Genomic DNA, 12,009 nt, shown 5'->3' with positions numbered 1-12,009 from the left:
CACTTGAGTATAGCCACCCTGCTAACCGTTCTTCTGGCGATGCCATGAAGCGTTTTCGGCCGGGTATCGCGCCGACCCTGGCGGTAGTCGTGCTGCTGCCGCTGTTGGTCTTCCTTGGCTTCTGGCAGTTGAGCCGGGGTGAGCAGAAACGCGTGATGCTCGACAGTTATGCCGAGCGCCGGGCTGCCGAACCGATGGCCAGTGTGGCGCTGCAAGGCATCGCCGATCCGGCGTTCCGCAGAGTTCGTCTGCATGGGCAGTTCGACGCCGAGCACAGCTATCTGCTGGATAACCGCTTTCGTGGCGACAAGGTCGGGGTCGAGCTGCTGCAACCCTTTCTCGACCAGGACAGCGGGCTTTGGCTGCTGCTCAATCGTGGCTGGCTACCGTGGCCTGACCGGCGTATCCCGCCGGTTTTCACCACACCACAACAAATCGTGAGTCTCGATGCCTGGGTCTATGTCACCCCGGGTACGACTTTCCAATTGCAGGCTGACCCGACAAACGCAAAGTGGCCTCGGCTGGTGACGGTGGTCGATCCCGGCAAGCTCTGGGCAGAACTGGGTCGTACGGGCTTCACCTACGAACTGCGTGAAGACGCAGGCCCCGGAGCTTATGAGGCTGGCTGGCCGATCGTGGCGACGGGCATGGGACCGGAAAAACACGTTGCCTATGCCGTGCAGTGGTTCGCAATGGCGCTGGCACTGCTCGGCCTTTATCTCTACCTCGGATGGCATAACGCAAGGGAGAAAGACCATGGGAGCGGCCATGAATCCACCCAACACAGCTAACGTACCGAACCGTAAACCCGGCTGGCGCGGGCGGTTGCAGCTGATCCTGATTCTGCTGGTGGTCATTGGGCCGATGATCCTCGCTACCGGCATGTACAAGCTGCAGTTCTGGGTGCCGGAGAGCCGTAGTTATCACGGTGAACTGATCGGCAACGGGCAAAACCGAGGCGATCTGGGGGTGCAAGCGGATGAGCAACGTTGGCAGATGCTGGTCACGGCTCCTCAGGAGTGCTCGGTGGACTGCCAACAACTGGTTTATCTGGCGCGGCAGATCCAGGTTGGCCTGGGTCGCGAGGCGTCCCGCGCCAGTCATGCCCTGGCCACTGCGCAGCCGGTGAGTGCCGACTACGACGCCAAGCTGCAACGTGAGTATCCGCAGTTGCGGCGCTATCCACTGGATCTGCCGACGTATACCAAGGCGACCCAGGGTAACGGCGCGGCGCAACTCTGGATTATCGATCCCCACGGCAATCTGGTGCTGCGTTACGACGCCAAGGTCAAGGGCAAGGACCTTCTCAACGACCTGAACCTGCTGCTGAAACTGTCGAACATCGGATAAGGGCATCGTCATGGCCAAACCTGGATTTCGCCTCGCGCTGTTTGCCACCTTGCTGGCACTGATTGTCGTATTGCTGGGCGCCTATACCCGGCTGACTCACGCGGGCCTTGGTTGCCCGGACTGGCCGGGTTGCTATGGGTTTATCAGCGTGCCGAACAGCGAAGCCCAACTGGCCCATGCCGAGTTGCATTTTCCGGACACACCGGTGGTTGCCCACAAGGGCTGGAACGAGATGATTCACCGCTATTTCGCCGGCACGCTTGGTTTGCTGATTGTGTTGCTGGCGGCGCGTGCCTGGACCCATCGTCATCATCCGGATCAACCCCTGAAGTTGCCGTTGTTCTTGCTGGCGGTGGTGTTCGCTCAAGCAGCGTTCGGTATGTGGACCGTCACCCTCAAGCTCTGGCCGCAGGTGGTGACGGGGCATTTGCTCGGTGGTTTTGCGACCTTGAGCCTGCTGTTTCTACTGACGTTGCGCTTGTCCGGCGTATTGCCGGCGCTGATTGTGCCGCGACGTTTGCAGTACTGGGCGACGGCCGGGTTGTTGCTGGTGATCGGGCAAATCGCTCTCGGCGGTTGGGTCAGCTCCAACTATGCGGCGGTGGCCTGTATCGACTTCCCCACTTGCCACGGCCAATGGCTGCCACCGGCTGATTTCGCCAACGGCTTTCACCTGACCCAACACATCGGCCCCAACTACCTCGGCGGGCAGCTCGACAGCGATGCGCGCACGGCGATTCACCTCACTCACCGCATGGGCGCTTTGCTGGTCACACTGGTGCTGCTGGGGCTGGCCTGGCAGCTCAAAGTCGTCGGCATGACCCGACTTGCCGGGTTGGTGCTGGTGGCGTTGGCGGCGCAGATCACCTTGGGCATCAGCAATGTGCTGTTTCACCTGCCGTTACCGGTGGCCGTTGCCCATAACGCGGGCGGCGCGGTGCTGTTGTTGACGATGGTGCTGGTCAACTATCACGCACGAACCAGCCTGGTTCGAGTCAGGCAGCAAGTGCCCGGGCGCTGGCGCTTCAGCCCGCGTAAACACACGGCCGGGCCCATAACAATAAAAGGAGAAATGCCATGGCGACTCTGATCGGCGAACGTCACCGCAAAGCAATCTGGCGTGACTATCTGGAGCTGACCAAACCGAAAGTCGTGGTGTTGATGCTGATCACTTCGCTGGTCGGTATGTTCCTCGCCACGCGTGCCGGGGTGCCGTGGACGGTGCTGGTGTTTGGCAATTTGGGGATTGGTCTTTGCGCGGGCGGCGCGGCGGCGGTCAACCATGTGGTGGACCGGCGCATTGACGCGGTCATGGCGCGCACGCACAAGCGGCCACTGGCTGAAGGCCGGGTTTCACCGACCGCCGCACTGACCTTCGCGCTATTGCTGGCGGTGGCCGGGCAAGCCTTGCTACTGGCCTTTACCAACCCGCTGACGGCGTGGCTGACCCTCGCCTCGCTGCTGGGCTATGCGGTGATCTACACCGGCTTTCTCAAGCGGGCGACGCCGCAGAACATCGTTATCGGCGGGCTGGCCGGTGCCGCGCCGCCGCTGTTGGGTTGGGTCGCTGCCACCGGGCATGTCAGCGCCGAACCGCTGCTGCTGGTGCTGATCATCTTTGCCTGGACCCCGCCACACTTCTGGGCACTGGCGATTCATCGCAAGGAGGAGTACGCCAAGGCCGATATTCCAATGCTGCCAGTGACTCACGGCGAGCATTACACCAAGATCCACATCCTGCTTTACACCTTCGCCCTGCTGGCCGTGAGCTTGATGCCCTACGTCATCCACATGAGCGGCTTGCTGTACCTGGTGTGCGCCCTGGGACTGGGCGCGAGGTTTCTGCAATGGGCCGTGGTGCTGTACCGTGGCACTCAGCCGCACGCGGCGATCAACACCTTCAAGTACTCTATTTATTACTTGTTCCTGCTGTTTATCGCCCTGCTCGTAGACCACTACTTATTGTTGAACCTATGACTCGAACCCAGAAAACCGTCTTCATTCTTGTTGCCCTGATCGCGCTGGTCCTGGGGCTTACCGTCAACAAAGTACTGTCTGGCAAAGGCCAGGGCGATCCGACTGCGCTGATCGACGCCGGGATCATCCTGTTGCCGCAAAGCCGCAACCTGCCGGACGTGCTGATGACCAATCAGGACGGCCAACCGGTCACGATCAACGCGTTGAAAGGCAAGTGGAGTCTGCTGTTCTTTGGCTACACCTTCTGCCCGGACATCTGCCCGACTACCCTGGCGCAGCTGCGGCAGATCAAGAGCGAGCTGCCAGCGGATGCGGTCGACAAGTTGCAGATCATTCTGGTCAGCGTCGACCCAAACCGCGACACCCCCAGGCAGCTCAAGCAGTACCTGGGCTACTTCGATCCGCAGTTTGTCGGCCTGACGCCGACGTCGGTCGAAGACCTGCAGAAAGTCGCCAATGCGGTGAGCATTCCGTTCATTCCGGCGGACACCAGCAAACCCAACTACACCGTCGACCACAGCGGCAACCTGGCGGTGATCGGGCCGGACGGCACACAGCGCGGGTTCATTCGCGCCCCGTTGAACAACCAGAAACTGGTGGCCCAGTTACCGGTGATGCTCAAGCGTCAGTAATTCTTCAGACACAAAAAAAAGATCGCAGGCTATGCCAGCTCCTACACACGGATATCGTGTTCTGTAGGACCTGCCGAAGGCTGCGATCTTTTTTGTATTGCTTAGATCAGAACGCTGGCAATACCGCGCCTTTGTACTTCTCCAGAATGAAGGCCTTCATTTCCGGGCTGTGCAGGGCAGCAACCAGTTTCTTCATTGCATCGCTGTCCTTGTCGTCCGGGCGGGCGACCAGGATGTTCACGTAAGGCGAGTCTTCGCCTTCGATAACCAGTGCGTCCTTGGACGGATCGAGCTTGGCTTCCAGCGCGTAGTTGGTGTTGATCAGCGCCAGGTCGACCTGGGTCAGCACGCGCGGGATGGTCGCAGCTTCCAGTTCACGGAATTTCAGGTCCTTGGTGTTCTCGGTGATGTCCTTGACGGTCGACAGGATGTTTTTCGAATCCTTCAACTTGATCAGGCCGGCCTTCTCCAGCAGCAACAGCGCACGGCCGCCGTTGGTGGCGTCGTTCGGGATCACCACGTTGGCGCCGCCTGGCAGTTCAGCGAGGGTCTTGTACTTAGTGGAGTACGCGCCCAGCGGCTCGAGGTGCACACCGGCAACGCTCACCAGGTGGGTGCCCTTGGCCTTGTTGAACTCATCGAGGTACGGCTGGTGCTGGAAGAAGTTGGCGTCCAGGCGCTTCTCGGCAACCTGTACGTTCGGCTGCACGTAGTCGGTAAACACCTTGACCTTGAGGTCGACGCCTTCTTTGGCCAGTGCCGGTTTCACGAACTCGAGAATTTCCGCGTGCGGAACCGGGGTGGCAGCGACGGTCAGGGTTTCAGCGGCCTGAGCGGAGAACGCTGCAACGGCAGCGAACGCGACGAGTAGTTTTTTCATCCAGCAAACTCCTTGTGAGGCGCCCTTTCGAGCGTCTGCCAGCCGTGGCCGGCGATTGCATTTATTTTCGGGAAAAGTGCACCACCAGCTTATCGCCGACGGTTTGCAGAACCTGGACCAACACCAGCAGCAACACCACGGTCACTACCATCACGTCGGTCTGGAAACGTTGGTAGCCGAAGCGAATTGCCAGGTCACCCAAGCCACCGGCGCCGACCACACCGGCCATGGCCGTGTAGGACACCAGCGTAATCGCGGTCACCGTGATCGCTGCGAAAATGCCCGGGCGGGCTTCCGGCAGCAGCGCGTTGACGATGATCTGGCGGGTCGTCGCGCCCATGGCCTGGGTCGCCTCGATGATGCCGCGATCGACTTCACGCAGAGCGGTTTCGACCAGGCGGGCAAAGAACGGCGTAGCGCCGACTACCAGCGGCGGAATCGCACCACCGACGCCCAACGAGGTACCGGTGATCAGTACGGTGAACGGGATCATCACGATCAGCAGAATGATGAACGGCAGCGAACGCAGGATATTCACGATCAGCGACAGCAGCGCGTAAACGCCTTTGGCTTCGAGTAACTGGCGCGGGCTGCACAGAAACAGCAACACACCCAGCGGCAGGCCGAGCAGCACGGTGAACAACAGCGAGCCGCCAAGCATCAGCAAGGTGTCGCCGGTGGCCAGCCAGATTTCGAACCAGTCGATATTGGCGAAGAAACTCATCAGGGCTTCCATTAACGCAGCACCTCCATGTGGACGTCTGCCGCGGTGAAGCGGGCGAAAGCCGCTTCCATGTCACCGCCGGTAACTGCCAGGGTCAATTGCCCGTAGGGGGTGTTTTTGATGCGATCGATACGACCGGCGAGGATGCTGTAGTCCACACCCGTTTCGCGGGCGACGGTGCCCAGCAACGGCGCGTAGGTGGCATCGCCCTGGAAAGTCAGGCGCACGATGCGGCCCGGCACGTGAGCGAAGTCGTCACGCTGTTCGCTTTCGTCGATCTGCTCGTCTTCCTGAACGAAGCGCTTGGTGGTCGGGTGTTTCGGGTGCAGGAACACGTCGGCCACCGGACCTTGCTCGACGATCACGCCGGCATCCATTACCGCGACTTGGTCGCAGACTCGGCGAATCACGTCCATTTCATGGGTGATCAGCACGATGGTCAGGTTCAGCTCACGGTTGATCTCGGCCAACAGTTGCAAGACCGACGCGGTGGTTTGCGGGTCGAGGGCGCTGGTGGCCTCGTCGCAGAGCAGGATTTTCGGCTTGGTCGCCAGGGCGCGAGCGATGCCGACGCGCTGCTTCTGGCCACCGGACAGCTGCGCCGGGTACTTTTTTGCATGGTCGGACAGGCCGACGCGGGCGAGCAACTCGGCTACGCGTTGGTCGATCTCACTGCGCGACAGTTCCCCGGCCAGGGTCAGCGGCAGCGCGACGTTGTCGGCAACCGTCTTGGAGGCCAGCAGGTTGAAGTGCTGGAAGATCATCCCGACTTGCTGACGGAAGCGGCGCAGCGCATTGGCGTCCAGTGCGGTGACTTCTTCGCCATCGACGATGATCTTGCCACCACTGGAGTTTTCCAGGCGGTTGATCAGACGCAACAGGGTACTTTTCCCCGCACCGGAATGACCGATCAGGCCGAACACTTGCCCGTTCTCAATCGTCAGACTGGTCGGGTGCAGTGCGGGAATATCCTTACCGGCAACGCGGTAAGTTTTATGGACGTTTTGAAACTCGATCACGTAGCGAACCTTGTGGGGCGCGTTAGAAAAGGATCAGCGGTTAGCCGGGTGGGCATTTTAGCGTGTCCGCATAGAGGCTATTAGCATTTATTTCGCATTCATCCAGTCATTTGGGAATAACGCGATACCCGAAAATGCAAAAGATCGCAGCCTCCGGCAGCTCCTACGGTCCGATGTAGGAGCTGCCGCAGGCTGCGATCTTCTCTTTTAAGGCTTATGCGGCGTCAGAACCATCTGTGCCGGGACGTTGCGCAGAATCTGTCGTTCGATCTTCAGGTCGAAGTCTTCATCAAGCTTCTTCACCCGCTTGGTCAGTAGCGTGGCCAGCCACGGGTAATCTTCGGTGCGCGGCGCCTGGATGCTGACGTCGCATTGGTAGCTCACCACATCGCTGGCAATCGCATCGAGTTGCCGACGCAGTTGCTTGCTATCGGTGATGTTCAGCGCGACGGTGGTGCTTTCAGCGGTGGGGTCGATCACCTTGGCGACACGCTTGGCTTCGGCGGCTTTGAGGGCGGCCTCGGCCTGGTCCAGTTCGGCTTTGCGCGCATGGGTGATGGCGTTGTTGACACCACCGGTCAGCGCCGGGGCTTTGGGCATCAACGCGCGGGCCCGGCTCAGGGCCGTGGCAGCGGCATTCACGTCGCCTTTTTGCAGAACGATCTGACTCCGTTGCAAGTAGGCTTCGGCGAGTTGCCGCTGATAGTGTTCCAGCGACGGGTCGTTGGGTGATTCGGCCTGCAAGGCGGCCAATTGATCCTCGGCGGTGGCCAGTTCACTGCTGGCCAGGCTTTGCTCCAGCTGCGCGATCGCCGTAGCCCGTGCGTCCGGGACCTCGGGGGCCGGCGGGGTGCTTTGGCAGGCGCCAAGTAGCAGCGAAAATGCAACAAGGAGCAGATAACGGGAGGCGAACGGCTTCATTCCTGCGACTCTCTGATTGCGCAAAAAACGAGCAAGTCTACACCCCTCGACGGGGCAGGACAAAACTCAGCAGAAACAGCGCGGCGGCGGCAACCACAATCGATGGGCCGGCCGGCGTGTCCTTGAACCACGACAGCGCCAGGCCACCGCAGACCGCGAGTATACCGAGCAAACTCGCGCCCAAGGCCATCTGCTCGGGTGACCGGGCGTGACGTTGTGCCGCAGCCGCCGGGATGATCAACAAGGAAGTAATCAACAGCACGCCGACGATTTTCATCGCCACCGCGATCACCACCGCAATCAACAGCATCAACGTCAGGCGCAACGCCGCCACGGGCAGGCCTTCGACCGTGGCCAGTTCTTCGTGCACGGTAATCGCCAGCAATGGCCGCCACAGCGCCACCAGTAGCAGCATCACCGCCGCGCTGCCGCCGAGGATCCACGAAAGATCGGTCGGGCTGATCGCCAGCAAGTCGCCGAACAGATAGGCCATCAGGTCGATCCGCACTTCATGCATGAAGCTTAGTACCACCAGCCCCAGAGAGAGCGTGCTGGGCGCAAGAATCCCCAACAAGGTGTCGGAAGCCAACGGCTGACGCTGTTGCAAGGTCACCAGCAGTACGGCCAGCAACAGACAGCCGACAGTGACCGCAATGGTCGGGCTGACATCCAGCAGAAAACCCAACGCCACGCCGAGCAATGCCGCGTGGGACAGGGTGTCGCCGAAATAGGCCATGCGCCGCCAGACCACGAACGATCCCAGCGGACCTGCGACGGCGGCCAGGGCCAGGCCTGCGAGCAGGGCGTACAACAGAAAATCAGCCATGCTTGCAGCCATCTCCATGAACGTGGGTGTGAGCGGCCGGTGCCGCGCTGACGACCGAGCCATGCAAGTCGTGGGCGTGGTCGTGATGGTGGTGATAGACCGCCAGACTCTGCGCGTTCTTGCCGAACAGCTCGACGAACGCCGGGTCGCCGCTGACCTGCTCGGGATGCCCGGAGCAACAGACGTGGCGATTGAGGCAGACCACCTGGTCGGTGGTGCTCATCACCAGGTGCAGATCGTGGGAAACCATCAACACCCCGCAGCCGTGGCGGTCGCGCAGACGGGTGATCAAGCTGTAAAGCTCGGCTTGTCCGGCCACGTCGACGCCTTGCACCGGCTCGTCGAGCACCAGCAGCTCAGGCTCGCGCAACAGAGCGCGGGCCAGTAATACACGCTGCATTTCACCGCCGGAAACGCTCTGCACCGGGCTGTCGATCACCTGTTCGGCGCCGACTTCCTTGAGCGCCGCCAGGGCGCGTACACGATCCACGCCCGGCACCAGGCGCAAAAAACGTAGCACCGAAAGCGGCAAGGTCGGGTCAACGTGCAGTTTCTGCGGCATGTAGCCGACCCGCAGTTTCGGCTTGCGCCAGACGCTGCCGCTGTCAGGCTTGAGCAGGCCAAGAACGGCGCGAACCAGCGTGGTCTTGCCGGCGCCATTGGGGCCGATCAGGGTGACGATCTGCCCTGGTTCGACGCTCAGTTCGATGTTGTCCAGTACGCGTTGCCCGGCGAAGGTCACCGCAACCTGATTGAGGCGGATTAACGCAGTGCTCATCAAGCCCCCTGGCAACCCGAGCAGAGACCGACCACTTCGACGGTCTGGCCTTCGACCACAAACCCGACTTCGCCAGCGCTGTGGATGATCGTGTCGCTGATGGATTTCTGTTCGAGCTCGATGGCCGCATGGCATTCGCGGCAAATCAGGAACTGGCCCTGGTGGGCGTGCCCCGGATGATTGCAGCCCACAAAGGCGTTGAGCGAAGAGATGCGATGGACCAGGCCGTTATCCAGCAGGAAATCCAGCGCGCGGTAGACGGTCGGCGGCGCAGCGCGGCGGCCATCCTGCTCGCTGAGGACCGCCAAAATGTCGTAGGCACCCAGCGGCTTGTGGCTTTGCCAGACCAGTTCCAGTACCCGCCGACGCAGTGCGGTCAGGCGCAAGCCCTGACGTGCGCAAATGACATCGGCCTCGGACAATGCGCTGTGCACGCAGTGAGAGTGGTCGTGGGGACGGCTGGCTAGCGGTGTTTTAGGCATGAGCGGCGACGAGTTTTGTGAGAGACGTTATTATGTTACCCGTTCTCGCCTCTTTGAGTGGTCATCGTGTCCAGACTTTTTGCCATCTTTGTCGCATTTACTACCAGTTTGTTCGTGATCAGCAGCGCTCACGCCGAAGTGAACGTACTGACCAGCATCAAGCCCCTGCAGCTGATTGCTGCTGCGGTGCAGGACGGCGTAGGAATTCCCGAAGTGTTGCTGCCGCCGGGTGCGTCGCCGCATAACTATGCCTTGCGCCCTTCCGACGTACGGAAGGTGCAGTCGGTGGATTTGCTCTACTGGATTGGTCCGGACATGGAAGGTTTCCTTCCGCGCGTGCTCAAAGGCCGCAGTCTGCCGTCGGTTGCCGTGCAGGACTTGCCAGGTTTGAAGCTGCGCCGCTTCGCACAAGACAGCCACTCCCACGCTGTTGATGCCGACGAGCACGATCACGACCATCGCCCCGGCAGCCTCGATGCTCACCTTTGGCTGTCACCGGTCAACGCGCGAGTGATCGCGGCAAAAATCGCCACCGACCTCAGTGCTGCGGACCCTGCGAATGCGCCGCGCTATCAGAGCAATCTCAAGGCGTTCGATGAGCGTTTGGACGCGCTGGATCTGCGCTTGAAAGCGCGCCTGGCGGGTGTCGCGGGCAAACCTTACTTCGTGTTCCATGAAGCGTTCGATTACTTCGAAGACGCCTACGGCCTCAAGCACACCGGCGTGTTCAGCGTGGCCGCAGAAGTGCAGCCAGGCGCCCAGCACGTTGCGGCGATGCGCTCGCGCTTGCAGGAAGTCGGTAAGACCTGCGTGTTCAGCGAGCCGCCGATGCGACCACGATTGGCTGAAACGCTGGTGGCCGGTTTGCCGGTGAAACTGGCGGAGCTGGATGCCTTGGGCGGTTACACGCCGGCGACGGCTCAGGGCTATGAGCAGGTGTTGGAGAAGTTGGGGAATGATTTGGCGGGGTGTCTGGAGTCGCTTTAACCCATAAAAAAGATCGTCCGAACGCGGCCCGAACCTTTGGCAGCTCCTACAAAGGTTTGTGTTCACCCGTAGGAGCTGCCGCAGGCTGCGATCTTCTGACTTTAGAGCGCGAACGGTAACGGGGTACTGACGTGCTGACGCTGGGCCAGGCGCTGCTGAAACTCCATTGGATCGTGAATCAGCACGTCCTGTCCGGCAAAGGATTCGGCGGCGATCAAGCGCGACAGCCAGAACCGTACACAGGCCACCCGCAGCATGGTCGGCCACAGCTCGGCCTCGGCGGCGGTGAACGGGCGCAATGCCGCATAAGCCCCGAGCAATGCCCGCGCCCGTGGCCCGTCAATCAAGCCGTCTTCGTCCGAGCACCAGTCATTCAGGGCAATCGCCACGTCGTAGAGCATCGGCCCTGAACAGGCGTTGTAGAAATCGATCAGCCCGGTCAGGTGCGTGCCTTCGAACATCGCGTTGTCGCGGAACAAGTCAGCGTGGATGTTGGCCCGAGGCAGCGCCAGAATTCTGGTCTTCTGCTCAGTGATTTCGTTCAAGGCGCGTTGCAGCAGATTGTTTTGCGCGGCATTCAGGTGCGACAGCAGTTGCGTGCCTTCTTCGAGCATCCAGTCCAGGCCGCGATCGGTTTTGCGCTTGATCATGTTGTCTTTGGTTGCCACGTGCAGGTGTCCCAGCAATTCACCGACTTGCGCGCAATGCTGTGCGTTGGCTTGCTTGATGTGCTTGCCGGCCAGCCGTGGCTGCAGCAGCGCGGGTTTGCCGGCCAATTCGCGCAGGGCGATGCCGTCGGTGGTACGCAGCGCGTAGGGCACCGGCAGGTCGGCGTCGTGCAGCACGTCGAGCAGCTCGATAAAGAACGGCATCTCCTGCACGGGGCCGCGCTCAACCAGGGTCAGGACAAACTCGCCCTGCTCCAGGCTGATGAAGAAATTGGTGTTTTCGCTACCCGCGGCAATCCCCTGGAAATCAAGCAGGCGGCCGAGCCCATAAGGGGCGAGAAAGGTTTCCAGCTCGGGCCGAGCCAGGGGGGTAAACACAGACATGGTTAAAAACTGCTCAGTTCGGGCGCCGCGGTTGAGCCAGCGCCGATTAAAGTTAAGAAACTACTTCCATTCAAAGATTTTCCACGACGGAATCAGCATATCTGGCTGATCCGAGCGGATGAAGTTTGCATCTGTCCCGTCCGCGCGCACCAGAAAATACGGCGGTGCGCCCTTCGGCGTAACCTTGATCGCATACAGGAAACCGTTCTGGCGGTACTCCTGAATGACTTTGTCACCTTCAGTGTGGATGGTGACTTCCGGTTCTGGCGTCGGTGCATCATTGGCTGCCATGACGGCCAGAGGAGTGATTGCAAAGAAGCCAGCCAGCAACAGGCGATTGAGTGAGCGCATGATAACCTTGTCCCTTTGTCGTCAACGGTC

The 12,009-nt window shown here is 60.8% G+C and carries 15 protein-coding genes; 6 read left to right on the top strand and 9 right to left on the bottom strand.

Annotated elements, in window-relative coordinates; translation table 11 throughout:
- Positions 1-44: 44 nt before the first annotated feature.
- The 5 genes from BLL42_RS13780 to BLL42_RS13760 are packed head-to-tail and all read left to right on the top strand — an operon-like array spanning position 45 to position 3,959.
- A complete protein-coding gene (locus BLL42_RS13780) occupies positions 45-791 on the top strand; it encodes an SURF1 family protein (RefSeq protein WP_071552591.1) in 747 nt (248 codons plus the stop codon).
- Complete coding sequence (locus tag BLL42_RS13775; RefSeq protein ID WP_071552590.1) at positions 757-1,350, top strand: PA_0111/PP_0108 family redox-active disulfide protein; 594 nt, start codon at positions 757-759, stop codon at positions 1,348-1,350. The genes BLL42_RS13780 and BLL42_RS13775 overlap by 35 nt, the downstream gene beginning before the upstream one ends.
- Before the next feature lie 10 nt (positions 1,351-1,360).
- Positions 1,361-2,440, top strand: coding sequence for a COX15/CtaA family protein (locus BLL42_RS13770; protein WP_071552589.1), 1,080 nt, complete (start codon positions 1,361-1,363; stop codon positions 2,438-2,440).
- Positions 2,428-3,327, top strand: coding sequence for a heme o synthase (cyoE, locus tag BLL42_RS13765; RefSeq protein WP_071552588.1), 900 nt, complete (start codon positions 2,428-2,430; stop codon positions 3,325-3,327). The genes BLL42_RS13770 and cyoE overlap by 13 nt, the downstream gene beginning before the upstream one ends.
- On the top strand, positions 3,324-3,959 hold the full coding sequence (locus BLL42_RS13760; RefSeq protein ID WP_071552587.1) for an SCO family protein: 636 nt from the start codon (positions 3,324-3,326) through the stop codon (positions 3,957-3,959). The genes cyoE and BLL42_RS13760 overlap by 4 nt, the downstream gene beginning before the upstream one ends.
- A 106-nt stretch (positions 3,960-4,065) precedes the next feature.
- On the opposite strand, the gene BLL42_RS13755 is transcribed toward BLL42_RS13760, so the two are convergent.
- The 7 genes from BLL42_RS13755 to BLL42_RS13725 form a co-directional block, all read right to left on the bottom strand.
- Positions 4,066-4,839, bottom strand: coding sequence for a MetQ/NlpA family ABC transporter substrate-binding protein (locus BLL42_RS13755; protein ID WP_071552586.1), 774 nt, complete (start codon positions 4,837-4,839; stop codon positions 4,066-4,068).
- A 61-nt stretch (positions 4,840-4,900) separates the two neighbouring features.
- A complete protein-coding gene (locus tag BLL42_RS13750; protein WP_019694472.1) occupies positions 4,901-5,575 on the bottom strand; it encodes a methionine ABC transporter permease in 675 nt (224 codons plus the stop codon).
- Complete coding sequence (locus BLL42_RS13745; RefSeq protein ID WP_071552585.1) at positions 5,575-6,582, bottom strand: methionine ABC transporter ATP-binding protein; 1,008 nt, start codon at positions 6,580-6,582, stop codon at positions 5,575-5,577. Before BLL42_RS13745 ends, BLL42_RS13750 begins: the two co-directional genes overlap by 1 nt.
- 207 nt (positions 6,583-6,789) lie before the next feature.
- Positions 6,790-7,503, bottom strand: coding sequence for a PA5502 family lipoprotein (locus BLL42_RS13740; RefSeq protein WP_071552584.1), 714 nt, complete (start codon positions 7,501-7,503; stop codon positions 6,790-6,792).
- Between the two features lie 37 nt (positions 7,504-7,540).
- Positions 7,541-8,329 carry a zinc ABC transporter permease subunit ZnuB gene (znuB, locus tag BLL42_RS13735; RefSeq protein ID WP_071552583.1) on the bottom strand — a complete coding sequence of 263 codons (789 nt, stop codon included), beginning with the start codon at positions 8,327-8,329 and terminating at the stop codon, positions 7,541-7,543.
- A complete protein-coding gene (znuC, locus tag BLL42_RS13730) occupies positions 8,322-9,107 on the bottom strand; it encodes a zinc ABC transporter ATP-binding protein ZnuC (RefSeq protein ID WP_071552582.1) in 786 nt (261 codons plus the stop codon). The genes znuB and znuC overlap by 8 nt, the downstream gene beginning before the upstream one ends.
- The gene (locus BLL42_RS13725) at positions 9,107-9,589 is read right to left on the bottom strand and encodes a Fur family transcriptional regulator (protein ID WP_054594943.1); all 483 of its coding nucleotides are present in this window, start codon (positions 9,587-9,589) and stop codon (positions 9,107-9,109) included. The genes znuC and BLL42_RS13725 overlap by 1 nt, the downstream gene beginning before the upstream one ends.
- 57 nt (positions 9,590-9,646) lie before the next feature.
- Here BLL42_RS13725 and BLL42_RS13720 point away from each other — a divergent pair, with 57 nt between their 5' ends.
- On the top strand, positions 9,647-10,576 hold the full coding sequence (locus BLL42_RS13720; RefSeq protein WP_071552581.1) for a zinc ABC transporter substrate-binding protein ZnuA: 930 nt from the start codon (positions 9,647-9,649) through the stop codon (positions 10,574-10,576).
- Between the two features lie 101 nt (positions 10,577-10,677).
- Here BLL42_RS13720 and BLL42_RS13715 read toward each other — a convergent pair whose 3' ends face one another.
- The gene (locus BLL42_RS13715; RefSeq protein ID WP_071552580.1) at positions 10,678-11,628 is read right to left on the bottom strand and encodes a homoserine kinase; all 951 of its coding nucleotides are present in this window, start codon (positions 11,626-11,628) and stop codon (positions 10,678-10,680) included.
- Between the two features lie 60 nt (positions 11,629-11,688).
- Entirely contained in the window at positions 11,689-11,979 is a 291-nt protein-coding gene (locus BLL42_RS13710) for a DUF2782 domain-containing protein (protein WP_071552579.1), read from the bottom strand.
- Positions 11,980-12,009 lie beyond the last annotated feature (30 nt).

Origin of the sequence: Pseudomonas frederiksbergensis (assembly GCF_001874645.1) — a bacterium.
GTDB classification, from domain to species: Bacteria; Pseudomonadota; Gammaproteobacteria; order Pseudomonadales; family Pseudomonadaceae; genus Aquipseudomonas; species Aquipseudomonas frederiksbergensis_B.
The sequence above is the reverse complement of the archived record's forward strand: the minus strand, read 5'-3'. Positions and strand labels throughout refer to the sequence as shown.

Coding starts and splice junctions, on each gene's coding strand:
- BLL42_RS13780 (WP_071552591.1), top strand. CDS start 45: ATGAAGCGTTTTCGGCCGGGTATCGCGCCGACCCTGGCGGTAGTCGTG.
- BLL42_RS13775 (WP_071552590.1), top strand. CDS start 757: ATGGGAGCGGCCATGAATCCACCCAACACAGCTAACGTACCGAACCGT.
- BLL42_RS13770 (WP_071552589.1), top strand. CDS start 1,361: ATGGCCAAACCTGGATTTCGCCTCGCGCTGTTTGCCACCTTGCTGGCA.
- cyoE (WP_071552588.1), top strand. CDS start 2,428: ATGGCGACTCTGATCGGCGAACGTCACCGCAAAGCAATCTGGCGTGAC.
- BLL42_RS13760 (WP_071552587.1), top strand. CDS start 3,324: ATGACTCGAACCCAGAAAACCGTCTTCATTCTTGTTGCCCTGATCGCG.
- BLL42_RS13755 (WP_071552586.1), bottom strand. CDS start 4,839: ATGAAAAAACTACTCGTCGCGTTCGCTGCCGTTGCAGCGTTCTCCGCT.
- BLL42_RS13750 (WP_019694472.1), bottom strand. CDS start 5,575: ATGGAAGCCCTGATGAGTTTCTTCGCCAATATCGACTGGTTCGAAATC.
- BLL42_RS13740 (WP_071552584.1), bottom strand. CDS start 7,503: ATGAAGCCGTTCGCCTCCCGTTATCTGCTCCTTGTTGCATTTTCGCTG.
- znuB (WP_071552583.1), bottom strand. CDS start 8,329: ATGGCTGATTTTCTGTTGTACGCCCTGCTCGCAGGCCTGGCCCTGGCC.
- znuC (WP_071552582.1), bottom strand. CDS start 9,107: ATGAGCACTGCGTTAATCCGCCTCAATCAGGTTGCGGTGACCTTCGCC.
- BLL42_RS13725 (WP_054594943.1), bottom strand. CDS start 9,589: ATGCCTAAAACACCGCTAGCCAGCCGTCCCCACGACCACTCTCACTGC.
- BLL42_RS13715 (WP_071552580.1), bottom strand. CDS start 11,628: ATGTCTGTGTTTACCCCCCTGGCTCGGCCCGAGCTGGAAACCTTTCTC.
- BLL42_RS13710 (WP_071552579.1), bottom strand. CDS start 11,979: ATGCGCTCACTCAATCGCCTGTTGCTGGCTGGCTTCTTTGCAATCACT.